Below are 23,497 nucleotides of genomic sequence, written 5' to 3' on the forward strand. Positions count from 1 at the left end.
GACCTGAATGGTACCCTTATGGGGAGGTTTTTGCCTGCATAAGGGTATCTACCGGCCTGAATGGTACCCTTATGGGGACGGTTTTGACTGCATAAGGGTATCTACCGGCCTGAATAGTGCCCTTATGCGGATGCTTTTGCCTGCATAAGGGTATCTACCGGCCTGAATAGTACCCTTATGGGGACGGTTTTGACTGCATAAGGGTATCTACCGGCCTGAATAGTGTCCTTATGCGGATGCTTTTGCCTGCATAAGGGTATCTACCGGCCTGAATAGTACCCTTATGGGGACGGTTTTGACTGCATAAGGGTATCTCCCAATTAGAATGGTACCCTTATGGGGACGGTTTTGACTGCATAAGGGTATCTCCCAATTAGAATGGTACCCTTATGTGGACGGGTTTGCCTGCATAAGGGTATCTCCCGGCCTGAATGGTACCCTTATGTGGACGGTTTTGACTGCATAAGGTTATCTCCCGGCCTGAATGGTACCCTTATGGGGATGCTTTCGCCTGCATAAGGGCATCTACCGGCCTGAATAGTACCCTTATGTGGACGGTTTTGACTGCATAAGGGTATCTCCCGATTTGAATAGTACCCTTCTGTGGATAGAGCAACCTACATAAGGATATCTTCCAAAAGAAAAATACGGTTAAAAACTTTTCGATCATCGCCAAAAAAGAAGCCCACCTTCAAGCGGGCTTCCCTTCCTTCCGTCCTATAAAACCTTACTTAAGAAAGCCTTCGTCCGCTCGTGCTGTGGGTTTTCGAAAATTTCCTGCGGCTGGTTCTCTTCTATGATCAGCCCGCCGTCCATGAAGATGACTCTGTCACCGACTTCTCTGGCGAAGCCCATTTCATGTGTGACAACGACCATGGTCATTCCTTCCCTGGCCAGCTGCTTGATGACTTCGAGCACTTCTCCGACCATTTCCGGATCGAGGGCGGACGTTGGTTCGTCGAACAGCATGATTTTTGGTTCCATTGCGAGGGCGCGGGCGATGGCCACTCGCTGTTTTTGGCCTCCTGACAGTGAGTCCGGATATGCTTCCGCTTTTTCACCAAGTCCTACTTTTTTCAGCAGCTCGATTCCTTTGGAACGTGCCTGCTCTACCGAAACCCCACGCACCTTGAGTGGCGCCAGCATGATATTCTCAAGCACTGTCTTATGAGGAAACAGGTTAAAATGCTGGAACACCATCCCGACTTCCTCGCGCACTTTGTTGATATTGATTCCTTTATCGGTAATGTCCACTCCTTCGATTTTCACATGGCCTGCAGTGATGGTTTCGAGGAGGTTAATACAGCGAAGGAAGGTTGATTTTCCGGAACCCGATGGCCCGATCACCACAACAACCTCCTGCGGCTGGACGACTACGTTTATTCCATTCAACACCTTGTGGCTTCCAAAAGATTTTTCCAAATCAGTCACTGTGATCATTCCGTTTTCAGCCTTCTTTCTAGCAGATTTAATAAAAAGCTTAACGAAAGTGTCAGGATCAGGTAAATCACTGCTGCGGTGAGGTACGGCTCCCAAACCCGATAATATTGCCCGGCCATCGCCCTGCCCCAGTACATGATTTCCGGCGTCGCGACGATAGCCGCCAGTGAAGACTCTTTGATCAGCACGATGAATTCATTTCCAAGCGGCGGAATCATCCGTTTGAATGCCTGGGGAAGAATGACATATCTCATCGCCTGGACGTGTGTCATCCCAAGCGAACGGGCAGCCTCCATCTGGCCGCGGTCGATCGATTGGATGCCGGCACGGAAAATTTCTGCGATATAGGCTGCCGCATTCAGTGACAAGGCAATGATGGTAGCGGCAATCCCGTTTGTTTCTCCAAGAAACATCGGGACTACCCCAAAATGGATTAGCAGGATCTGGACAAATAACGGGGTCCCGCGAAAGAAAGTGATATACCAAACAAATGGCCAGGCCAGCAGCTTCCGGCGCTGCATTTTGCCAAGTCCAATGAACAAACCGAGGATTGTCCCAATTAAAATTCCTGCCAATGAAAGCCCGATGGTCAACAGCGTACCTTTTACCAGATAAGGAGAGTATTCAATAATAATATCAAAACGAAAATCCATAGCTTGCCCCCCAACGCCCCTGGTCCGGAGCGGATTTTTTCATAGGCTGTCCCGCCTGATAAAAAAATGCGTAACGCTGTGTTAAGAGTTACGCATCTTTGCAGTTTCATAGATTTCAGGTTTTACTTTAATACCTTATCTTGATTTCAGGTTTTACTTTGATGCCTTATTTTGTTCTGCCTTCAGCATTTCGATGTTCGGCTTCTGGCCGAACCATTCCTGATAGACTTTCTCATAAGTGCCGTTCTCGACGATTTTCTTGATGGCTTTATCAAAGTCCGCTTTCAGATCGGTTCCTTTTGGAAAAAGGATGCCGTAGTATTCAGCATCGAAACTGCCGCTGTCTTCGATGACCTTTAACTTTTCATCCGGATTGTTCTTCGCATAGACTTCAACAACTCCATTGTCTGCCACGACTGCATCCGCTCCGCCTGAGAGCATTTCCATGATTGCCAGGTTGTTATTATCGAATTTCTTGATGTCCTTATTGTTTTTTCCCAGCAGTTTATCCATTGCTTCCTGCCCGGTGGTCCCGTTCTGAACAGCCACTACCTTGCCTTTCAAATCTGCGGCGCTTTTGATGTCGCTGTCTTCGCGGACAAGGATTTTATTGGTGGACAGGAAATATGGCAATGAAAAATCATAAGTCTGCTTTCGCTCGTCATTGATGGAGATAGACGATACGGCAAGGTCGGCGCGGTTGCTGCCAATCTCAACGAAAATTGGATCCCAGCCGACATTATCGAACTTTAGTTCATAACCTGCTTCCTTCGCTGCGGCCTTCAGAAAATCAACGTCGAAACCAACAATCTTGTCGCCCTCCATATATTCAAATGGTGCGTATGCTGCATCGGTTACGACCCTGAGTTCCTTTTTCCCGGTACCATTCGTTTCGCTTGATTCGCTTGATTCGCTTGAGCCGCATGCTGACACAACAAGCGCTGCAATTGCCATCATGATCATGGCAAAGAATCTTTTTCTCATTCCTAATGCCCCCTCTTGTAAAAAACGTACAAAACTTTACTAATTTATATGAGGGCGATGAGGCTTGTATTACTCTAAAAGAGGATAAGAAAAACTTATCCTTATTTATTGATAACCCGTCATTTCCTTATGCTTCTGACAAGAATAAAATAGGAATAGATAAGGAGGGATTCATATGACTTATAAATTTAAAGCGATTGACCATGTACAGCTTGCAGCCCCGAAAGGCACTGAAGACCAGGCAAGGAAATTTTTCAGTGGGATATTAGGTTTTGAAGAGATCGAAAAGCCTGCTGAATTGAAAAAGCGCGGCGGCGCCTGGTTTCAATTCGGCTCCTGCCAGATCCACGTTGGGGCCGAGGCGGATTTTGTTCCTGCAAAGAAAGCCCACCCGGCGTTTGAAGTGGAGAATATTGAAGAGTTAAAGAAACATCTGTCTGGATCCGGAGTGGATTACCTCGAAGACGACAAATTACCAGGCGCAAACAGGATTTATGTTTCTGACCCGTTTGGCAATAGAATTGAATTGCTTGAGTGGGTAAGCTAATCCGAGAAACCCGCCTTTGCTTGCTGTATTGGTTTTCAATACAGCAAAATTTTGGTATAATATTTAGAAAAGCGAAATATTCGTACTGAGAAAGAAGTGTTGATGGTATGACCCAGCAGCAAAAGGCGAAACGTAACCTGATGATCATGTGGTTCGCCAATTTCTTCATCGCAGGCAGTATGACAATGGTAATGCCTTTCCTCTCCTTATACATTGAGTCGTTTGGAGATTTTTCGGAAACATATGTCCAGAACTGGTCAGGCCTTACATTCAGTATCACATTCGTTACAGCTTTTCTCTTCTCTCCCATCATCGGAAGGCTGGGAGACCGATTCGGACGTAAGAGAATCCTGATTTTCATGGCCTTTGGGATGGGATTATCTGTCTTCCTGCTCGGTTTTGCTTCCTCGGTGTGGCAGCTATTTTTACTTAGAATGTTCATGGGCTTGTTTTCAGGCTTCATTCCGGTATCACAGGCACTCGTTTCAACACAGACGCCAAAGGAACAGGCCGGAAAAGTACTGGGAACCCTGCAAACAGGCAGTATCACAGGATCATTGCTTGGTCCGATGATCGGCGGTGTCCTGGCCGACTCTTTAGGCTATGCGACAACCTTCCAATCAACATCTGCCTTTATCATCCTGTCCGGATTGCTTGTTTTCCTGGTCATGGAATATAGAATTGATATAAAAAAGGGCAGCAAAACAAATTACAGCCGCAAAGAAGTGGTTCAGCATATCTTCAGAAATCCAATCATGGTCAACGTCCTGCTCATGTCCATGCTCGTGCAAATTGCCCATTTCAGCATCCAGCCTATCCTCTCCCTGTATGTCGGTGAGCTCCATGGCCATGAAAACCTGGCATTCTATTCTGGCATTGCCTTTTCGGCAGCTGGTCTCGGCAATCTGCTGATGGCCCGGAAATGGGGACAGATTGCAGACAGAATTGGCTATATAAAAATCCTTGTCCTCCTCCTGTTTTTATCTGCGATCATCTATCTGCCAGGCGGCTTTGTCACGAATATTTGGCAGCTCGTCCTGATTCGGTTCATGCTAGGAATCACAATCGGAGGCATCATCCCTGTAAGGGTTGCCTATATCAGGCAGGAAGCTCCGGTCGCAATGCAGGGCGAAGTGCTTGGCTATAACACAAGTCTCCGCTTCTTCGGGAACATCATCGGCCCTGTGCTCGGCGGCTTCCTTTCGGGTTACCTTGGTTTCACGTCGGTGTTCGTCCTTACGAGCGGTCTTCTGCTTGTAAGCGGACTTGTCCTGTTCGCGTCGATGCAGCGGAATCCGCAGTTCGTAAGGGATACTTTTTAATATGGAAAAGACTGGATCTAACGGATTCAGTCTTTTTTTCATAGTGCACTGTTTTTCACCCGGCAATCAGGGAAGTATTTACATAGGAGAGTAAGTTTGAGGCAGAATACTCTTATTACATACTGATGGCGGGTGGTTTTAATTTGGAGGTACAAGCGCTGCAAGAGGTTGAGAAACTGGCCCTGAAAAAGCATAAGATTTTCAGGCAGAGCAAAATTCGCTATCTCGCAAGGGCGGCTTTGGCGTCGATGTTCATTGGCTTTGGAGTAATTGTTGCGTTCAAGACAGGGAATCCATTTTATATGGAACACTCGCCCTTTGCCTACCCTATAGCTGCCATTACCTTCGGTGCTGCGATCATCCTGATTGCATATGGTGGTGGAGACCTGTTCACAGGGAATACCTTCTATTATACGTTCGCCGCACTGAGGAAAAAGATGGCATGGGTGCAGGTGACAAGGATGTGGATTTTCAGCTATATCGGCAATATCATCGGCGCCGCTGCGTTTGCTTTTTTGATCTACACAACGGGATTGTTTGATGATCATTCAGTGAATGGATTCTTATTGAGCGTCGCTGAAAAAAAGACACTCGCGCCAACCTCAGAGCTATTTTTCAGGGGGATTCTCTGTAACTGGCTCGTCTGCCTGGCCTTCTTTCTGCCAATGTCGATGAAGGGCGACGGCGCAAAAATGTTCGCTATGGTGTTTTTCGTGTACTGCTTCTTCATTTCGGGGTATGAGCACAGCATCGCCAATATGTGTACCTTTGCGATCAGTATGGTTCTCGACGATCCTCAGTCTGTCACCTTTGCGGGTGTGATCCATAATCTGATCCCGGTGACGATTGGCAACCTGATCGGCGGCGGAATCATGATGGGCTGGATGTATTACTATGCGAACTTGCCGTTTTTTGAAGAATGAGTGTTTGAAAAAAGAAAAAGCCGGATTTGGGTCGCTGCCAAATCCGGCTTTTTCACTTGCTGATCAATGCTTCTGCTTATAATACGTGATTCCCAGGGCAAATGCCAGCACGGTTCCCTTCACGATATCCATCGCATAATATGGCACGGACATCATCACAAGGCCATTTTGCAAAATGCCGATCAGCACTGCCCCGATGAAGGTTCCGAATGCGTTCGGCTTGCCGGCCCCGAGGACGGAAAAGCCGATAAAGGCGGCGGCTACGGCATCCATTAAATACGGTGAACCCGCATTGATTTCTGCGGTCATGACGCGGGAAGCCAGAACGATTCCGCCAACTGCCGCAAATAGGGCAGAAAACAGATAGGCAGCTGTTTTATAGCGGTTGACCGGGATGCCTGAAAGTCTTGCCGCTTCCTTGTTCCCACCGATGACATACATATAGCGGCCATGCTTTGTATAGGTCAGAAAAATATGGACGATGATCACGGCAACAGCCATGATCAGAATAATCCACGGAACCTGCCCTATTTTTGCAAAGAACGGGCTAATCGTGCCTGTTGAAAAATTGCCATCAGGCAGAATCATATTTTCTGAGACCGTCGCGCCCTTTGTATACGTCAGCGCCGTTCCCTGGATGATGAACATCATCGCAAGTGTCATCAGCATGTCCGGAATCTTTAGCTTGACGATCATCAGCGAATTAAGTGCACCCACAATCAAGGCTGCCGCGATCGCGGATAAAACAGCAATCAGGGTGTTCTGCGAAAACCAGACGAACATCGAGATGACAACCGCATTGGATAACGAGGCCACAGAACCGACCGATAAATCAAAGCCATCCACCGTAAGGGAAATGGTGATGCCGATCGCGATGATCGTCACGATGGAGATCGACCTTAAGATATTGACGACATTATCACCGTTGATAAAACTTGGGTTCGCAGCCGCGAAGACAGCGATCAGCACAAAGATCGTCAAGATCGTCCCGTATTTGTAAAGGAACTGGAATAGCTCAAATGCCTTTTTCGGCGGCGTTTCCTGCTGCAATGGGAGTTTGGCTTCCATCCTATCTGCCTCCTGTTGAATAAAATAATAGTTCTTCTTCCGTTGTTTCGGCGGTTTCGAGTTCCTTGACCGGTTCACCATCATAGAGTACGTAAACCCGATCCGTGATGCCGACGATCTCTGACAGTTCGGAGGAAGCATAGATGATTCCCTTCCCCTCAGCTGACAGTTTCGCAATCAGCTCGAAAATATCTCTTTTCGCGCCTACATCGACACCCTTGGTCGGCTCGTCAAAAATATACACATCGGCATCGGCAAGCAGCCATCTGCCAATCGCCACCTTCTGCTGGTTCCCGCCAGATAAGTTTTCAACTTTGGACGACTCTGATGGAGTCTTGATGCCGAGTGCTTTTATGTATTCCTGCGCTGTGTTCTTTTCAGACCGCCGGTCGATAAAACCAAATAGTTTGGAGAACTTTTTTAAGCTGACGGCTGTCAGGTTGGAGCTGACCGATTCTGCTACCAGGACACCTTCCTTACGGCGCTCTTCCGGAACCAGCGCCAGTCCGCTTTTTACTGCCGCATGCGGGCTCGTCAGTTTGAGTTCTTTTCCATTAAGCCTCACTGTGCCGCCAACAGTTGGTGACGCGCCAAAAAGCGCTTTGCACAGCTCCGTCTTCCCGGCACCGACCAGGCCGGCAATCCCGACAATCTCCCCTGCTTTTACATGAAGCGAAGTGTTTCTTACTTTATCCCCATCCGATAGGCCTGCCACTTCAAGCAATTGATTTCCGAATATATTGGATCTTGCCGGAAACTGATCTTCCATCCTCCGGCCGAGCATATATTCAATCACTTGCGGTGGATCTACTTCCGCAGTTTCCCTCTTTGCAATGAACTCGCCATTCCTCATGATCGTAAGCTCATCGCATAATTCAAAGATTTCCGGCATCCGGTGGGAAATGAAAATGATCCCTACATTCCTTCTAGCCAAATCGCGGACAATCCGGAACAGTTCCGATGTTTCGATATGGCTGAGCGGAGCGGTTGGTTCGTCAAGGATCAGAAATGAGCAATTGCTTGAAATCGCGCGAGCAATCAAAACAAGCTGTTTTTCCGCGAGCGTCAGTTCCCCGGCAAGCTTTTTAACAGGTAGCTTAAGGTTCATGCCTTTAAGAATGTCTTCTGCCTGCTGAAACAACTGCTTCCAATTCATCCAGTGCCTGTTGTCCAAATTCTGAACCGTTTGATTGAGCATGATATTCTCGCCCACTGTAAGCGACGGGATGATGGCTGTATCGACCTCCTGGTAGACTGTCTGGATTCCGAGCTTTTGCGCATGTGCTGGCTTCCTAATTTCCGCATACTCGCCATCAAACTGGATTTCTCCCGTGTAATGATCATGCGCGCCGGAAAGCACCTTCATCAATGTAGACTTGCCTGCGCCGTTCGCGCCGATCAATGCGTGGATCCTGCCAGTTTCCGTATTGAAATCCACACCGTTCAGCGCCCTTACGCCGGGAAACTCAATACTGATGTTTTTCATTTCAAGTATCATCCGTGTTCCCCCTCCCTTCCATTCTGCAAAGCAGACACTCTCTTTTGTTTGAGAGTGTCTGTCTTGTTTCTCTTAACTGGAAAAAATCGCACAGAATTTCTAGTTCGCTATAAAAATTAGAATCTCGCTATATAATCGATAAAGTCGCTATATAATTGGAAAACTCGCTATATAATCGAAAAAGTCGCTATATAATTGGAAAACTCGCTATATAATCGAAAAAGTCGCTAAAAAAGTCGTTATAAAACTTATCAGACAACCCTTTCAATGGTTATTTCTTATAGTGATCCTTCAATTTTTTCATCCAATCTTCTAAAAATGCATCCGATTTGCCCCATTCGTCGATGATTTCTGCGAGGTTGGCCATGTTAACTGGATTTTTTGACTGCTGAAGCTCTTCCTGTGATATCAGTGTGGCTTCAAGGTCATAAGCTGCAGGTGTTTCTTCGCCAGCCAGCTTTTTCGCCAGCAATCTCATATTCACTTCACCAATCAGCTTCGGATCAACGGCTGCTGTGTATTTCCATGGGCTGCCTTCTCCCTGGATTTCCTGAAGGTCAGCATTGGAAACATCAATTCCGTAAATCTTGATTTCATCGCGGCCAGCTTCCTTAATGGCACGAGCTGCGCCAATCGCAAATGCATCCCATGTCGCGAAAATCGCGTCAATTTCCCCTTTTGGATGTTTGTTTAACATCGCTGCAACTGCATTCTGCGTTTGTACACTTGTATCGGCTGCGGCAACTCCAAATCTCTCAACCTCTTTGATTCCAGGGTTTGCCTTCAGCGTTTCCTGGTAAACTTTATTTCTTCTGACCATCGGCGGGAAGCCATCGACCCAAAGGTAAACGATATTCGCTTCACCATTTTGGTCCTTCACAAGCTGGTCGAGTGCCTGGGTTGCCAGTGCTTCGTCATCCTGGGAAGTAAGTGTGACTCCTTCAACCTGCGCCAGATCGGGATTTGAATCGAATGTCACGACACTTTTGCCCTTATCCGTCAATTTTTTCACATCATTAACCGTTGCGGCATCATCTCCGTGGGAAATGATGAATCCATCATAGTCCTGCTGCAGCCCCTGGTTGATGGCGTCATGGAATTTTGCTGTATCTCCGTTAGCGGTGAAAACGTCCACCTTGAAGCCAAGCGCCTCCCCTTCTGCCTTCGCTCCGGCTAAAAACTGCGCAGTATGATCATCTCCGCCAATCTTGCGGATGACTTTGATTTTGACTTCCTCACCTTTTGCAAAACGCTCCGGAACTCCCTCAACAGGACCGCTTGCCGTCTTCGTTTCTCCACCGCCGCAGCCCGTCAGCAGCAATGCTGAAGCCACCGCCGTTAAAAACACCTTTTTAAATCCAACTCTTTTCATCTGCATTTCCCCCTTAATGTGTCTGCTCAGCTAACCCAAATAAAAAAACCTCTCCAGAAAAGAGAGGTTTCGAACGCAAAATGATGAAAAGGTCAGATTCCTCTCTTATCTTCCAAAACATATCGTTTTGCAGGATTTAGCACCAATTCCTGATGGAACGGTTGCCGGGCGTCATAGGGCCAGTCCCTCTGCCACTCTTGATAAGAGAATTTCGTTATTAAATTAATCTGGCAAATTGATAAACTTTACTTTAAACTCCTGTAATCATATTGTCAATACTATTATGAAAATTAAATTTATATTCCTAGAAAAGCGTCTCAAAAAAAAGAAGACCCCCAAATCCGGGAATCTTCTTTTCAAAATCAACCTCTGCCCGCTGCGGTCATCCATTCAGACTGACGAAGTTTCACTTCATAAAGCGTCAATGGATCGCGGTACAATTCCGGGTTGACTCTCAATTTTTCCAATTCATTTTTACCGTGTTCGATTTCGTTCTTAGCTTCTTCTACAGATTCTTCTAGAACAATGAAAGGCTGTTTGAAGAACAAGTTCACATCGCGTTCAATCGATTTCTCGAAGATCTCGAATTGCTGCAGGAATTTCTTGGCGATGGTTACGCCAATTTCATAATAATCCTCTGTCTCCAGATAGGATTTATACCTGTTATAAAGCATCGTATTGTTTTGCGGCAGCACGCCAAGCAGCTTTCCTGCGCTTTTCAGGAAAAAGGCTTGAGGGGTCGAACGATTCATGATGTTAGCCTTCTCATAGTGTACCCCATTCGTCATTCGATCCCCGTCACGGCGCCAGTCATCGAGTACCCTGAAGTCACAGTCAAGGCTGATCCGTTCTTCTCCGTACATCGAGTTAAATCCCTCTGCCATTTCGTCCAGATAATTCTGGCTCTGGTCAAACTCATCTTTCGAAAATTGGATCCAGTCATTCAAATCGGAATGGAACTTTGGCAATACTGTTTTTTCCAGATATTCTTCGATTCGCTTGTTCATTTCCTGGTCCATTTCCGAATGGATTTTACCAAAATCACTATCCTCCGTCACCAAGTCAGAGCAGCTGCGCAGTAATTCTGGAACCTTCTCGATGATTTCCGCACGCGTTTCATCCTTGATTTTACGGAATGACTTCTGGATAGAGCGTGACTTTTCCTCTTCAATATCGCCTAACTGATTGATGGCACCATTCAGCTTGCTGACCATTTCTTCATTCCAACTGATGGACTCCATATGGTTATTTTCAATTTCAACCCGCTTATCGAGCAAATACGTGATCGCTCGTCTGACAAAGAACTGCAGTTTCGCAGTGCGTTCCTGGTCAAGGTCGACTGCGTTTCTAGTTGTTTTAATAAAATTGGAGAAATCCTTCAGCTGCTGGGCATTATCGTAATTGGATGAGAAGGCGAACATTTTTGCATCCGGATAGTATTGGCTGACCTCTGCCCATGTCTGGTCGAAAACTTCCGTCGCTTCCTGCTGTCCGTATATCACATCAATCTTATTCAACAGGAAGTGAATGTTCAGATCCGGGAAAAACTCTGATATTTTCCCGAGTATATCCCTTTCTTTTTCCGTAAAAGGATCACTCGCATTAAGAACGAACAGCAGACTATCGGCAAATCTCAAGTAATTATAGAGCGGATGCCTATCATAGTTATTTCGGTTGACCCCCGGAGTATCAATCAACGCCAGGTCATGATCGCGCAGGAATGGGAAGTCTGCCTTGAAATCAATGATGGTTTCATTCTTATGATTCTTGCGGCTGACACCTGCTGCCTCCTTGAAGTCCTCAACATCCGTGATCTGTCTTATTTCCGTATCAGTTATTTCATGGGCTGCCGGGTTTTCCTGATCCATGAAACGGATGACCGCTGCAGTCGGAGCAGTAAGCAATTTTTCGCCCACGATCGTGTTGACGAAGGAAGACTTTCCATTGCCTGACACGCCGGCGACCAGCATATTATGGATATTGGACTCGTGTAACTCCTCGACCATCCACTTAATCTTGTTGCCAACCTCAATCCCATGCTCTTCTGCCCATTTGATGATCGACTCGAACAACATCATGCTATCCTTATAGCCATCATGGTACTCATTCGAGTTCAGGACTAATGTCTCTGCATCATGTATCGCCGAAGCCGTAATCGATCCTGGAAATACCTCATTCCAGGCAATGATGGATGACGCTGCGACAAGGCTGTTCACCGGGCTTGTTATTTTCAGCCAGTTGGTCAGCAATTCCGGGATCAGCGGCGATATTTCCTTGATCAGCATGTCTCCATTAATCAATTCGAAATAGCTTTCCTGATAGACCGCTGAAAGCTCTGTCCAGCCATCTCTCCTGTTTCCGTCCATCCCGCTGAATAATTGATTGAATTCCCTTAACCATGCCATGTAGGTGCTTTCGTTCCGGTAGCTTTGCCATAAGGATACAGCGAGCTGTTCAAACCGGCTTCTGTCCACCTGGAATAACACGGATAATGCCTCGTTAAAATAGTCAGGGGCGAACTGGGCGGTGCGTCCCTGTTCAACATACTGGGTCAAGATATCAAACCATTTTGCCGAACCAGTCCGGATTCCCTCATTGACAGCAAGCTCGACCGCATTTCCCCAGTCATTTTGCTCCTCGAAAAACGAACGGGCGATTTCGGTCACACCTGGATAATCCGGATCAAGTGCTACAGCTTTTTTGATGACAGCAACTGCTTGATCGAGCTTTCCCTGCTCTATATAAAGTGATAATAGCTGCAGGCCGCTCTCGATTTTCAGTACATCGCTTTCTGTCTCAATCGAAAGGAACAGCTCTTCCGCCGATGTCAGAAGGCCAAGCTCCAGGAACGCATCCCCCATGTTCTTTTTTGCCCAGGGCTCCAGCTCATTCGTGATGTTTTCCCATTTAAAAATCGCCGCTTCATAGTCTTTATGGTGAAAATAGACCTCCCCCTGCGCAAAACGGATGTTTGCCAAGTCAGGCATATCATTCTTCTGCTCGGCAAGATAGAGCTCTCCAAGTACCTGGACTGGGTGTGTCCTGTTACCTGAATCCATATAGGTTTCAAAATACGACTTATTGATTAATTGCTCTTCAAATGTCATGACTTTCCTCCGACCTCTCGATAATATCAATCCATAAAAAGAGCCCTCAGACTCCTTCAGGCATGAAAAATTGTTTTAGATAACTATTCTTTTTCCCTTTTGCGGCTTGCACTCAAACCTTATCATTGTATTCTATCAAACTATTTTTCATTCCATATTTCAGTAAGCTTTCAGTTGTGCAACAAGACCTGAAAAATATGTAATTTTTTTAATAAAACATCCAGTAATTTGGCAGTTCCTGTCGGATTATAAGGGACTTATATATCTTTCGTACTATAATTTATCTTTCTGGGGATTAAATGAAGTTTGTCACACCGCTCATAGGGCAAAATCATTATAATGAAAGGTACAAGACGACCGAAAAGGAGATTGTTATGCTGACTTTAAAAATAATGGGCACTCCCAGCGACCATATTGCATCAGAACATATAAAAAACCAAACTGTGATCATGAACAATAAAACACTTGCCACCATCAAGGGAACAGGAAATGAAGTGGAATTCCACATCGATCCATATCTGGACCTGGATGAATTCCAATTTTTGCGGGATATCGTCATGGAGTTAAGCTACGGGAATGAAGATGCCATTGATGAAAGAGGCTGCCAGCTCGGCTACCTGGAGAATGGAGAAAAGGCCTTCTTAATTAAAAATTGGGAAGAGTGGAAAGCGTTCCTGATGAAAGCGAAGCTCCGGACGTTAGAAGGCCAAAACGTTCAGGCTTTGAACGAAGCAGGCGAGGAGCTCGGGGCCGGGATTCTGGCCGAGTACGAAGTCGAAGCGAGCCCATTCCGGATTAGGAGCTGTACCTTGATTACCTTGTTTGGTGAAAGGAAATTCGAAGGGGACAATATCCGAATTGTGCCGACTAACCAGTTCGGTTAAACAGAAAGAGCAGCGGTTCACCCGCTGCTCTTCTTAGTTTTCCTTTTGCAGCTCATCGATCAGCTGCTTCGTCCGTTTTGCATTGCCTTCGGCGAAATTCTCCAGACGTTCCTTCAGTTCAGGATCGTCATGGACGCGCTCGGCCGTGATCAGGTAGGTCCTCATCAAATCTTCTTCCATTTGGACCGTGTTTTCCAAAACATCCTCAATGCTTTCCTTTTGGCTGTCTTGATGAAAAGGATTCTTCATCTCAATCCTCCCTTTTAGATTGAAAGAAACTCTCCTTTTATCTTCGCCGGCAGATTACTTTTTATACTCTGCCTTCCTCCACATGAAGAAAGCAGTTGTCGCCAAAATCGTGGAAATCAAAGCGACGATCACCGCGCCGTATACACGCTCATCTTCCTGGCCATAATATCCCTCAATCGCGTTCGAGAGGGCGACGACATTGACTGCAAGGAACAGGAAAATCGAGAAGAATGCTGCTCTTTTTTTATCCATGCCTTACTTCCCTCCCAACTGCAAACACCTTTCCATCCTTGATTTCAAGCAGGATTTTCGGAAGCTCTCGCTGCGGAGGTCCTGCCATCGGCTGGCCGCTGTCTACATTGAAATAGCCTTTGTGGCATGGGCAGAGAAGGACATTTTCCTTATGCTCGTAAAAAACAGGGCATTGCAGGTGTGTACATTTATTGTTGTAAGCGACGAATTTGTCGTCCGGCGTCCTGACAAGAATCGCCGGTTCATTCTTCGTCGGGTAGTTGAAGTTCCTGGATTCGCCGATTGCCAGGTCATTGATATCGGTGATTTCGACACGTTTGACTTCACCGTTTTCATCGCGCAGGAAGGTGAAGATTCCAAATGGAGTCGTCGCCAGTCCGATCGCGACAGTTGCGCCAAAGGAAGCCTTCAGAAACGCCCTTCTGTTTAAGTGGACGTCGTCTTTCCTGTTCAGGTTATCGATCAGTTTGATCATATCTTTATCATCTTCATGATGGTTCTGCTTTTTATCCTCACTCATGGCCATATCCTCCTGTTCCTAGAGCTGAAACTTCGCATCGATTTTTTCTGCCAAGTTCAAGTATTCCTTGAATAGCGCAGTGTTTTCCGCAGCAATCGCAGGCGTCTCACTGTTCTCATCCGCTTCCTGGATCGGCAGCTGCCCCAATAGTTCCGTGCCCAGCTGTGCTGCCAGCTCCTCGCCGCCGCCTTTTCCGAAGATGTAGTATTTTTGGTCGCTGTCTTCAGGCTTGAAGTAAGACATATTCTCGACTACACCGATAACTTCATGCTTGCTCTTGATCGCCATCGATCCTGCGCGTTCCGCTACGAAAGATGCTGCTTTATGAGGCGTCGTCACAACGATTTCCTTGCTCTGTGGAATCATCAGGTGCATATCAAGCGCGACATCTCCGGTGCCAGGAGGCATATCAAGAATGAAATAATCCATTTCACCCCACAGCACATCCTCGGTAAAATGCTGAATCATTTTTCCAAGCATCGGTCCGCGCCAAACGATCGGTTCATTGTCCTTCACCAGGAAACCCATAGACATCACTTTAATTCCGTTCGATTCAACCGGGATGATCTTTCCGTTGAACGTTTTTGGCTTTGTATCTATATTCAGGATTTTCGGTACACTGAATCCATATATATCAAGGTCGATGATCGCCACTGACTTGCCAAGCTTTTGCAATGCAAGCGCAAGATTCACTGATAATGAAGACTTGCCGACTCCGCCTTTTCCGCTTGTCACCGCCAAGACATTTCCTTTTAACATTTGAAAGCACCTCTTTTTTTGGATGGGTTATTATTCCCTACCTTATCTAAAATTGCTTGAAACCCTTTAATGGAAAAAATCGCTGATTATTTCCAGTTCGCCAATAACCATGTGGTTTTCGCCAATAAAATCAAATTCTCGCCAATAAACCTGTGAAAAGCGCCAATAAAATTGGATTATCGCCAATATCGCTAAAATCCGTTCAAAAATAGAGCCGGCCCTAATGAACTTAGCGCTCTTTTCCGGCCGGCTGCATTAAATTAAGATTGTGAATCAGTATAAACACCGAAGAATTCAGGCACGTAATCCCATTTATTGCCCTCTTGAGGCTTTTTGCCTTCTACAAGATTCATCTGGGTGCGTTTTCTGCGCAGCTGCTGCATTTCATCGAAGTCGATGAAGCGGATCGCTTCACTTGGACAAACAGACGCACACATTGGCGCGATATCGTATCGGGTTCTGTCATAGCACATATCGCATTTGTACATTTTGTTCTTCTCGAAGTCGAATTTCGGAATACCGAATGGGCAGCCGAATGTACAATTGCGGCAGCCGATACACTTCTCTTCCATCGCGGAAAGCACGACGCCTTCATCCGTGATCTGGATCGCATTTGCCGGGCAGACGCGAGCACATGCAGGGTCTTTACATTGCATGCACAGCATCGGGAAGGTCTGGCGTGATTCGGTAAAATCAACATATTCTACATAGTTCCGTTCTTTTGCATCATGGTCTCCGCACTCACGGCAGGCTGCCTGGCAGGCACGGCATCCGATACAGCGTTCAAATTCAAGGTACATTATTTTATTCATAATGGCCGTTCCTCCTATTTAGTCAGTTTTTCAAGTTTTACAGCACAGACTTTAAATTCAGGCATCCGTGAGATTGGATCCAATGCCGGGCTGGTCAATTGGTTGACAGCCAGCTTTTTGCCCCAGTGATAAGGGACGAACATCGTATCTTTGCGGATTGCTTTCGTTATTTTTACCGGAGCGATCATGTCGCCGCGCGGAGTGGTAAGCTTCACTCTTTCGCCATTCTCGATCTGGTACTGGCTGGCCAGTTCAGGATGCATCTCTACGAATGGCTCAGGACATTGCTCCTTCAGGAAGTCGACGCGTCTTGTCTGGTTTCCTGAAAGGTAATGGAATACGACACGGCCTGTAGTCAGCCAAAGGGGATATTGTTTTGACTGCACTTCTGCAGGCCCTCTGTAGTCACAAACTGCAAGATTCGCTTTGCCGTCTGGTGTTTCGAATTTTTCTTTGAACATCGAAGGAGTTCCCTGATGATCAAGTGCAGGCGCTGGCCAGAAAACACCGTCTTGTTCATCGATCTTTTCGTATGTGACACCATAGTAATCGGCTTTGCCGCCCTTTGATGCAAGACGAAGTTCATCGAAGATTTCTCTTGGCTCGTTATATTGGAAGTGCTGGCCTTTACCAAGACGTTCAGCAATCAGGCTCATGATCTCCCAGTCTGGTTTGGATTCACCGATCGGATCCACTACTTTGCGGATGTGGATGATCCGGCCTTCGGTATTCGTCGTTGTTCCTTCATCTTCTGCCCATGTTGTTGCAGGAAGGACCACATCTGCCAACTCTGCAGTCTCAGAAAGGAAGAAATCATTTACCACTAAGAAATCAAGGTTTTCAAGCTGTTCTTGCACATAGTTGATATTTGGTGATGATACAACCGGATTTGAGCAAATGACATGAAGTCCGCGAATCGTCTTCGCTTCCATCAGGTGGAACATTTCATAAGCGGATACACCTGGCTGCGGCATATCTTCCGGCTTGATGCCCCAAACTCCTGAAATGTACTCAACTGCTTTAGGATCAGTAAGCTTGCGGTAACCAGGAAGCAAGTCAGCTTTCTGGCCATGTTCACGTCCACCCTGGCCATTTCCCTGTCCTGTAAAAGTGGCAACACCAGAAGCAAATTTGCCGATCTGGCCGCGCAATAATGCCATGGATGTGTAAAGACTTACGTTATCAACACCTGCTGTCTGCTGTTCCGCTCCGCGAGCGAACATCACGACTGAACGAGGTGACTTTCCAAAGATGTGTGCAGCTTTGATGATTTTTTCTGCTGCGACACCAGTAATTTCCGATGTATATTCTGGCGTGAATTTAGCCGTCATTTCTTTCAATTCGTCGAAATTATTGCAGCGCTCCTGGACATATTCGTGATCCACATAATCATGTTTGATCAGCAAGTGCATGATTCCATTTGCTAAAGCAGAGTCTGTTCCAGGAAGAAGATCCAGGTGTACATCAGCAACTCTTGCAGTTGCAGTTTCACGCGGATCGGCAACAATGAGCTTTGCGCCTTTGTCCTTCGCTTTCCAGAACCACTGGATACTAGTAGGGTGACATTCTGCAGTGTTAGAGCCAGCCATGAAGAAGCAGTCGCTATGCTCGAGTTCCGTCCATGGAAGCGATGATCCACGGTCAATTCCAAGTGTCTTATTGAATCCCCCGGCAGCCGAACTCATGCAGTAGCGGCCATTATAATCGATATAACGAGTGCCCAGTCCGACACGTGCGTACTTTCCTACCAGGTAGCATTTTTCATTTGTCATCGACACACCGCCATACACAGCGAGCGCATCCTTGCCGTATGTTCCCTGGATTTCTTTATACTTTCTTTCGATTAAATCAAGCGCTTCTTCCCAAGAGGATTCTACAAATTTGCCATTTTTTTTGATTAAAGGACGCTTGATGCGATCCGGGTGATCAATAGTCTGATAAGCAGTAACCCCTTTAGGACACATCTTCCCTCTGGTCAGCACCCAGTCATAACGCGGCTCCACACCCATGACCTTATTCGTTTTTTCATCAACACGGATGTGCATCCCGCACTGCATTCCGCAGTAGCAGCAATGGGTTGTGACTAATTTTTCGCCTTTCCGAATCTGGTTCTTGACGCCTTCTTTAACGAGAAACTGGCTCATCGATTTTTTCCTCCTTCAAATCCTGGTCGATTCCGTAAAACTCTTCCGAGCGCTTCTTGCTGAAGCCTGATATATGAATTCCGTTATTGGTGCTGACTGGTCCGTATGGATTGCCTTTTGGAGCTTCAAGATTCATTTGCTTCATTGCCCTCATCCTGCGTCGGCAGCCTGTGCAATAATCTGATAGATATGATCCGTCCGCTAACTGAAGATCGAAATTCTGGCTTTTTAAAATCGCCTGGACATCCGCAATCTGGTCGTCATTGCTGTATGGCTGTCCGCAGCTCTTACATGATTTCGTATCCACTTTGATCACCTCTTGATAACTCATTGGTACTGCTGTAGCCAGCGGCCTGATCGGCACGTGGAATAGTTTTCCGAATGGGAAGTACATCAGCATGATGATGACTGTAACCTGGTGGACCAGCGACATGTAATGGTGCATCCAGCCATCAAGGAATGTGTAAAGCACTGTCAGGATTAATCCTGTTACTGTAACTGACAGCAGAATGATCAGTGGTAAAATGTCGAACTCGAAACGTTGTGTAACTTTTACATCGTAGTTGGTGACTCTTCGATAAAGCGCCATCGCTGCACCAATCAAGACCATGATTGCGCCAATATTCAATCCGTTATAGACGATTTCCGCGAAAAGTCCGTGGGCTGCCATTGTAATGGTTGGCATATCGAAGACGATAATCTGGTATGTTTCCGAATCGATCAAGTCGAAGCGCATCCATCCAAACGTCAACCCGAAAGTGATACCGAATGAAATGATGCAGCCCCATGAAATCATCAAGTGCTGGATGCCGCGGTAAAATCCGCGCTGAAAAATGAATTTCTGCAAGATGATGTTATCGATTAATGTTTTGACTAGCGCTTTTGAATTACGTTTCATTCTTTCTTTATTAAAAAGGTTCTCAACACTTCGCTTAGCTACTCTGTTCGTCGCTTTCCGCCACATCCAGAAGCTCATCCTGATTGAAAGCCCGATGGCAAATACTGCTGACGAAATTGCATATCCTAGAAGCGCCATGTCAATATGGACAAACTTCGAGGTCGAATACCACATTGAGAAGAATAATATCATCACAGCGACAAAGGAATACATGCTTGTTTTGGAGTAAAAGGATTTTTCGAATTTGTACAACTTTGCTACCTCCCTGTAAATCGTTTCCGATTTCAAAAATCATCTTATCATGGAAAAACAGTCAAAAAAGGCTTAAATTGTAAACACTTTGTGAATAGTGAAAAATTGATTTAATAATGTTTTTTACAACCCCAATCATCACTGTGAACCGTTTATACCTAAATCTTAAGGGAGCAAGATTAAAAGATATGTGAAGTCCGTCACACCATCATGAGTGGACACAAAATCGTAATAAATTTGTGCGGTAGTTAACAATCTGGCAGTCCCCCCCTCTCTTTAAGTAGACTTTGTAGCCTGTATTTGACGATAATTAATGGTTCCATTGATTTATCCGCACATTATCTCCTTTTATGTGACGATAATTGATGGACACCCTGATTTATCCGCACATTTTCTCCTTTTATGTGACGATAATTGATGGACACCCTGATTTATCCGCACATTTTCTCCTTTTATGTGACGATAATCGGTGGTTCCCTTGATTTATCCGCACATTATTGTTTTATGTCCTACCGAAATTCGAAGTTAAGTTCCGGCCTTGCAACTCCCATCAAAAGAAATTCGTTTCTTTTTAATAGTTGATAAAATGGTTTGTCCCATTAAGTTGAGTTATTAGTAGCCAGGCAAAGTTTTCCTTATACTAGAACTATCAAGCCAAGAAAGGTTGGGAGTTATGGACAATTTCAAAGCTTTTATGGTGAACAAAAATGAACAAAATTTTTCTGCTGAAGTGAAGACGATCCGATTGGAGGATCTGCCTGCAGGAGATGTGCTGATCAAGGTGGCCTACTCCAGTGTCAACTTTAAGGACGGGCTTGCAAGCATCCCGAACGGCAAGATAGTCAGGTCCTATCCTTTCATCCCTGGAATCGACCTTGCCGGGACAGTTGTTCGTTCTGACGACAGCCGCTTCAATGAAGGAGATGAAGTGATTGCGACCAGCTATGAGATAGGGGTTTCCCACTATGGCGGATACAGCGAGTATGCGAGGATTCCGGGGGACTGGATTGTCCCATTGCCTGAAGGTCTTACTTTAAAAGAAGCAATGGTTTTCGGAACAGCCGGATTTACGGCAGCCTTGTCTGTCCACCGACTGGAAGAAAACGGCCTGACTCCGGAAAAAGGCAAGGTGCTTGTGACAGGAGCAAGTGGAGGTGTCGGAAGCGTCGCTGTGGCGATGCTTGCCAAGCGAGGCTATCATGTTGTAGCGAGCACAGGAAAAGAATCAGAACATGAATACCTTCGAAAAATTGGCGCCACAGACATCATCAGCCGTGAAGAGTTAGTCGGGGAAAAGATAAAGCCTCTTGATAAGCAGCTATGGGCAGCTGCCGTCGATCCGGTTGGAGGCAAGACATTATCGGCCATCCTCAGCAAGCTTGAATACAACGGTTCAGTTGCAGTCAGCGGGCTGACTGGCGGAACAGATGTCCCAGCAACGGTGTTCCCGTTCATCCTAAGGGGAATCAATCTCCTTGGCATCGATTCCGTTTACTGCCCAATGGAAACGAGAAAGCTTCTATGGCAGCGGATGGCAACAGATTTGAAGCCCGCAGGAATGCTGGAAACCATTAATAATGAAGTGTCATTAGAAGAATTGCCTGGCGTCCTTACCAGCATCTTAAAAGGCGAAAACCGCGGCCGAACGATTGTGAAGATGTAAAAAAACAGCCCAAATCCGGTCAATAACAGGGTTCGGGCTGTCTTTAATCCATTTAATTTTTCTACTGTGCTGCAAGCTCTTTGAATCTACTTTTCAACTTTGTGCAGCAAGCTCCTGTGAATCTACTTTTGCCAGATGACCACAGTCATTCAGGAACAGCACTGCTTTTCTCCCGTTTTCATTCACCTTCAGCAAATGGATTCCTGTGTCTCCTGTCGGGAAATAGACATCACTGGATACAGGCAGGTTTAAAAATGCTCTCAGGAGATTGGAGATCATACCGCCATGCGAGACAATTGCGATTCGCTTCCTGCCTTCGCTTTCAGCAAGAATCTTTGAAAATACCGTCTGGGCCCGAAAGAGGAATTGAAGCTCAGATTCCCCTTCCTCGATCGGAACATGCGGCTTTCTTCCGCCCTCTGGTTCTGGATAGCGAAGCTTGGCCTCAGCAAATGGAAGACCGGCCAAAACTCCATTATTGAATTCTCTTAATCCATCATCCTCAATCACAGCAATACCGGTTTCCCCGCTGAGGATTTCTGCTGTTTCCCTTGCACGTTTCAATGTGCTCGACCAGATTACTTCCGGCATATATTTTTCCTTTACGACAACAGCCATTTCCTTAGCCTGCCTGCGGCCATGGTCCGTCAGCAACAGATCTGCCCGCCCTTCATGGACCTGCAGAATATCTCCTTCCGATTCGCCATGCCTGATCAATAGAATTTCCATTTGCTCACCCTTTTTCCAATCATTTCAACTATCAATTCTTCATAAACGGCTGAATTCCTTTTTAGGGGAAATAAAAAAGACTCACATCAAATGCGAGTCTCATCAATCACTATTTTACCGGCCCCAGGTTTGACCTTCTGATCACCTGGTTGATCACTTCAGAAAAAACAAGGCCAACCGCAATCGCTCCGGATATCATCGATGCCTTCGCAGCCAAAGAAAGGGCAATGTCATAATCATTCTCCACAAAATGCCTCATCGCATCATACGCCAGCCCACCCGGAACAAGCGGAATAATCCCGGCGACGCTAAATATGATAATTGGCATCCGATATGCCTTCGCGAACATCTGGCTGACAACTGCAATTAAAAATGAGGCCATCAATGTCGCAAAAATGGTACCGAATCCATTTGTATCCAATGCAAAATAAACAATCCAACCGACCATCCCGGAAATTCCGCACTTGACCAGGGATTCCCTCGGTGCGTTAAAAATGATTCCGAACGCTGCCGAGGCAATAAAACTCGTAATTAGCTGCTCTATATAAACCATCGCTTTTTCTCCAGTCTACAAGAAAGATAAAATTGCTGCTATACCTGAGCCGATCGCAAACGCCGTCAACAGCGCTTCTGCTCCTTTTGACAATCCAGAAACCAAGTGGCCAGCCATCAGGTCCCTGACTGCGTTCGTGATAAGCAGGCCGGGCACAAGAGGCATCACTGACCCAATGATGATCTTATCAAGCTCCTGGCCGAGTCCGAATTTCACAAAGAAAAAGGCGATCATCCCGATAAAGAAAGACGACAGGAATTCAGCAAAGAATTTTACCGGAACAATCCTGTGAAAATAAACGACCAGGAAATAGCCGATTCCTCCTGCGGCCATAGAGGGCAGGAAATCGAGCCAGTTGCCGAGGAACATGATGGTGAAACAGCCGCTTGCAATGGCAGCCCCGATGATTTGGACCTTAAACGAGTAGGCTAGATTCGCTTCCTCAATCTCCTCAAGGAGCCTGCATGCTTCCACAAGCCCTACCTCGCCGCTGCTGATTTTTCGTGAAACAGCGTTGACCATGGCCACTTTCCTAAGGTCCGTTGTCCTGTCAGAAATCCTTACAAGCTTCGTCCTCTCGGGGCCGACACCTTCTACGGAAAAAATGATCCCGGTCGGGGTGACATAACTATGTGTCTTGTCGATGCCGAGCGCAGAAGCCATCCTCGACATCGTATCCTCGACGCGATACGTTTCCGCGCCGCTTCGAAGCATGATTTTCCCGGCCAACAAACAGGCCCGCATCACTTCAAATGTTTGATCTTGATTATCCATAATGAACCTCACATACCAATCCGTACGTTGTAAATTTCTTTATCAGTTTAAATCAAAAGAGTGCATATTAGCAACCATAGAAAAAGCCAGCCAC

At 46.3% G+C, this 23,497-nt stretch carries 22 protein-coding genes and 1 riboswitch; of the genes, 5 read left to right on the top strand and 17 right to left on the bottom strand.

Annotated elements, in window-relative coordinates; all coding sequences use genetic code 11:
- Positions 1-717: 717 nt before the first annotated feature.
- The 3 genes from FS736_RS03925 to FS736_RS03935 all read right to left on the bottom strand — a co-directional run bounded on the left by FS736_RS03925 (position 718) and on the right by FS736_RS03935 (position 3,077).
- Positions 718-1,440 (bottom strand): amino acid ABC transporter ATP-binding protein, encoded by a 723-nt coding sequence (locus FS736_RS03925; protein ID WP_144475073.1) that lies wholly within the window; start codon positions 1,438-1,440, stop codon positions 718-720.
- Positions 1,437-2,093 carry an amino acid ABC transporter permease gene (locus FS736_RS03930; protein ID WP_144475074.1) on the bottom strand — a complete coding sequence of 219 codons (657 nt, stop codon included), beginning with the start codon at positions 2,091-2,093 and terminating at the stop codon, positions 1,437-1,439. The genes FS736_RS03925 and FS736_RS03930 overlap by 4 nt, the downstream gene beginning before the upstream one ends.
- Before the next feature lie 153 nt (positions 2,094-2,246).
- Positions 2,247-3,077, bottom strand: coding sequence for a basic amino acid ABC transporter substrate-binding protein (locus FS736_RS03935; protein WP_144475075.1), 831 nt, complete (start codon positions 3,075-3,077; stop codon positions 2,247-2,249).
- A gap of 175 nt (positions 3,078-3,252) precedes the next feature.
- On the opposite strand from FS736_RS03935, the gene FS736_RS03940 reads away from it, so the two are divergent.
- From FS736_RS03940 to FS736_RS03950, 3 genes are all read left to right on the top strand, one after another.
- Complete coding sequence (locus FS736_RS03940) at positions 3,253-3,624, top strand: VOC family protein (RefSeq protein ID WP_144475076.1); 372 nt, start codon at positions 3,253-3,255, stop codon at positions 3,622-3,624.
- Positions 3,625-3,731: 107 nt separating this feature from the next.
- Positions 3,732-4,946 (top strand): MFS transporter, encoded by a 1,215-nt coding sequence (locus FS736_RS03945; protein WP_144475077.1) that lies wholly within the window; start codon positions 3,732-3,734, stop codon positions 4,944-4,946.
- Positions 4,947-5,089: 143 nt separating this feature from the next.
- Positions 5,090-5,869, top strand: a complete 780-nt coding sequence (locus tag FS736_RS03950) for a formate/nitrite transporter family protein (RefSeq protein ID WP_144475078.1) — start codon at positions 5,090-5,092, stop codon at positions 5,867-5,869.
- Positions 5,870-5,932: 63 nt separating this feature from the next.
- Here FS736_RS03950 and FS736_RS03955 read toward each other — a convergent pair whose 3' ends face one another.
- The 4 genes from FS736_RS03955 to FS736_RS03970 all read right to left on the bottom strand — a co-directional run bounded on the left by FS736_RS03955 (position 5,933) and on the right by FS736_RS03970 (position 12,914).
- Complete coding sequence (locus tag FS736_RS03955) at positions 5,933-6,937, bottom strand: ABC transporter permease (RefSeq protein WP_144475079.1); 1,005 nt, start codon at positions 6,935-6,937, stop codon at positions 5,933-5,935.
- A 1-nt stretch (position 6,938) separates the two neighbouring features.
- Positions 6,939-8,435 carry a sugar ABC transporter ATP-binding protein gene (locus tag FS736_RS03960; protein WP_260983515.1) on the bottom strand — a complete coding sequence of 499 codons (1,497 nt, stop codon included), beginning with the start codon at positions 8,433-8,435 and terminating at the stop codon, positions 6,939-6,941.
- Between the two features lie 271 nt (positions 8,436-8,706).
- Positions 8,707-9,807, bottom strand: coding sequence for a sugar ABC transporter substrate-binding protein (locus tag FS736_RS03965; protein WP_144475080.1), 1,101 nt, complete (start codon positions 9,805-9,807; stop codon positions 8,707-8,709).
- Positions 9,808-9,909: 102 nt separating this feature from the next.
- Positions 9,910-10,014: riboswitch (SAM riboswitch) on the bottom strand.
- Positions 10,015-10,169: 155 nt separating this feature from the next.
- Positions 10,170-12,914 carry a dynamin family protein gene (locus FS736_RS03970; RefSeq protein ID WP_144475081.1) on the bottom strand — a complete coding sequence of 915 codons (2,745 nt, stop codon included), beginning with the start codon at positions 12,912-12,914 and terminating at the stop codon, positions 10,170-10,172.
- 299 nt (positions 12,915-13,213) lie between these two features.
- Here FS736_RS03970 and FS736_RS03975 point away from each other — a divergent pair, with 299 nt between their 5' ends.
- A complete protein-coding gene (locus FS736_RS03975; protein ID WP_144475082.1) occupies positions 13,214-13,798 on the top strand; it encodes a hypothetical protein in 585 nt (194 codons plus the stop codon).
- Between the two features lie 33 nt (positions 13,799-13,831).
- Here FS736_RS03975 and FS736_RS03980 read toward each other — a convergent pair whose 3' ends face one another.
- The 7 genes from FS736_RS03980 to FS736_RS04010 all read right to left on the bottom strand — a co-directional run bounded on the left by FS736_RS03980 (position 13,832) and on the right by FS736_RS04010 (position 19,684).
- Positions 13,832-14,047, bottom strand: coding sequence for a hypothetical protein (locus FS736_RS03980; RefSeq protein ID WP_144475083.1), 216 nt, complete (start codon positions 14,045-14,047; stop codon positions 13,832-13,834).
- A 54-nt stretch (positions 14,048-14,101) separates the two neighbouring features.
- Positions 14,102-14,299: a hypothetical protein gene (locus tag FS736_RS03985; RefSeq protein WP_144475084.1), complete on the bottom strand. Its 198-nt coding sequence runs from the start codon at positions 14,297-14,299 to the stop codon at positions 14,102-14,104.
- A complete protein-coding gene (locus FS736_RS03990; protein ID WP_144475085.1) occupies positions 14,292-14,819 on the bottom strand; it encodes a Rieske 2Fe-2S domain-containing protein in 528 nt (175 codons plus the stop codon). Before FS736_RS03990 ends, FS736_RS03985 begins: the two co-directional genes overlap by 8 nt.
- A gap of 18 nt (positions 14,820-14,837) precedes the next feature.
- Positions 14,838-15,578 (bottom strand): Mrp/NBP35 family ATP-binding protein, encoded by a 741-nt coding sequence (locus tag FS736_RS03995; RefSeq protein WP_144475086.1) that lies wholly within the window; start codon positions 15,576-15,578, stop codon positions 14,838-14,840.
- Positions 15,579-15,838: 260 nt separating this feature from the next.
- Positions 15,839-16,390 carry a 4Fe-4S dicluster domain-containing protein gene (locus FS736_RS04000; RefSeq protein WP_144475087.1) on the bottom strand — a complete coding sequence of 184 codons (552 nt, stop codon included), beginning with the start codon at positions 16,388-16,390 and terminating at the stop codon, positions 15,839-15,841.
- Between the two features lie 14 nt (positions 16,391-16,404).
- Positions 16,405-18,534 (bottom strand): formate dehydrogenase subunit alpha, encoded by a 2,130-nt coding sequence (fdhF, locus tag FS736_RS04005; RefSeq protein WP_144475088.1) that lies wholly within the window; start codon positions 18,532-18,534, stop codon positions 16,405-16,407.
- Positions 18,515-19,684, bottom strand: coding sequence for an MFS transporter (locus tag FS736_RS04010; RefSeq protein ID WP_260983516.1), 1,170 nt, complete (start codon positions 19,682-19,684; stop codon positions 18,515-18,517). The genes fdhF and FS736_RS04010 overlap by 20 nt, the downstream gene beginning before the upstream one ends.
- A gap of 673 nt (positions 19,685-20,357) precedes the next feature.
- On the opposite strand from FS736_RS04010, the gene FS736_RS04015 reads away from it, so the two are divergent.
- Positions 20,358-21,347 (top strand): NADPH:quinone oxidoreductase family protein, encoded by a 990-nt coding sequence (locus FS736_RS04015; protein WP_144475089.1) that lies wholly within the window; start codon positions 20,358-20,360, stop codon positions 21,345-21,347.
- Positions 21,348-21,440: 93 nt separating this feature from the next.
- Here FS736_RS04015 and FS736_RS04020 read toward each other — a convergent pair whose 3' ends face one another.
- The 3 genes from FS736_RS04020 to FS736_RS04030 form a co-directional block, all read right to left on the bottom strand.
- Positions 21,441-22,076: a histidine phosphatase family protein gene (locus FS736_RS04020; RefSeq protein WP_144475090.1), complete on the bottom strand. Its 636-nt coding sequence runs from the start codon at positions 22,074-22,076 to the stop codon at positions 21,441-21,443.
- Positions 22,077-22,185: 109 nt separating this feature from the next.
- Positions 22,186-22,629, bottom strand: a complete 444-nt coding sequence (locus FS736_RS04025; protein ID WP_144475091.1) for a threonine/serine exporter family protein — start codon at positions 22,627-22,629, stop codon at positions 22,186-22,188.
- Positions 22,630-22,644: 15 nt separating this feature from the next.
- Positions 22,645-23,403, bottom strand: a complete 759-nt coding sequence (locus FS736_RS04030; protein WP_144475092.1) for a threonine/serine exporter family protein — start codon at positions 23,401-23,403, stop codon at positions 22,645-22,647.
- Positions 23,404-23,497: the final 94 nt, after the last annotated feature.

The sequence above is a fragment of the Cytobacillus oceanisediminis 2691 genome, assembly GCF_007678455.1.
In the GTDB taxonomy this organism is placed as follows: Bacteria; Bacillota; Bacilli; order Bacillales; family Cytobacillaceae; genus Mesobacillus; species Mesobacillus oceanisediminis_A.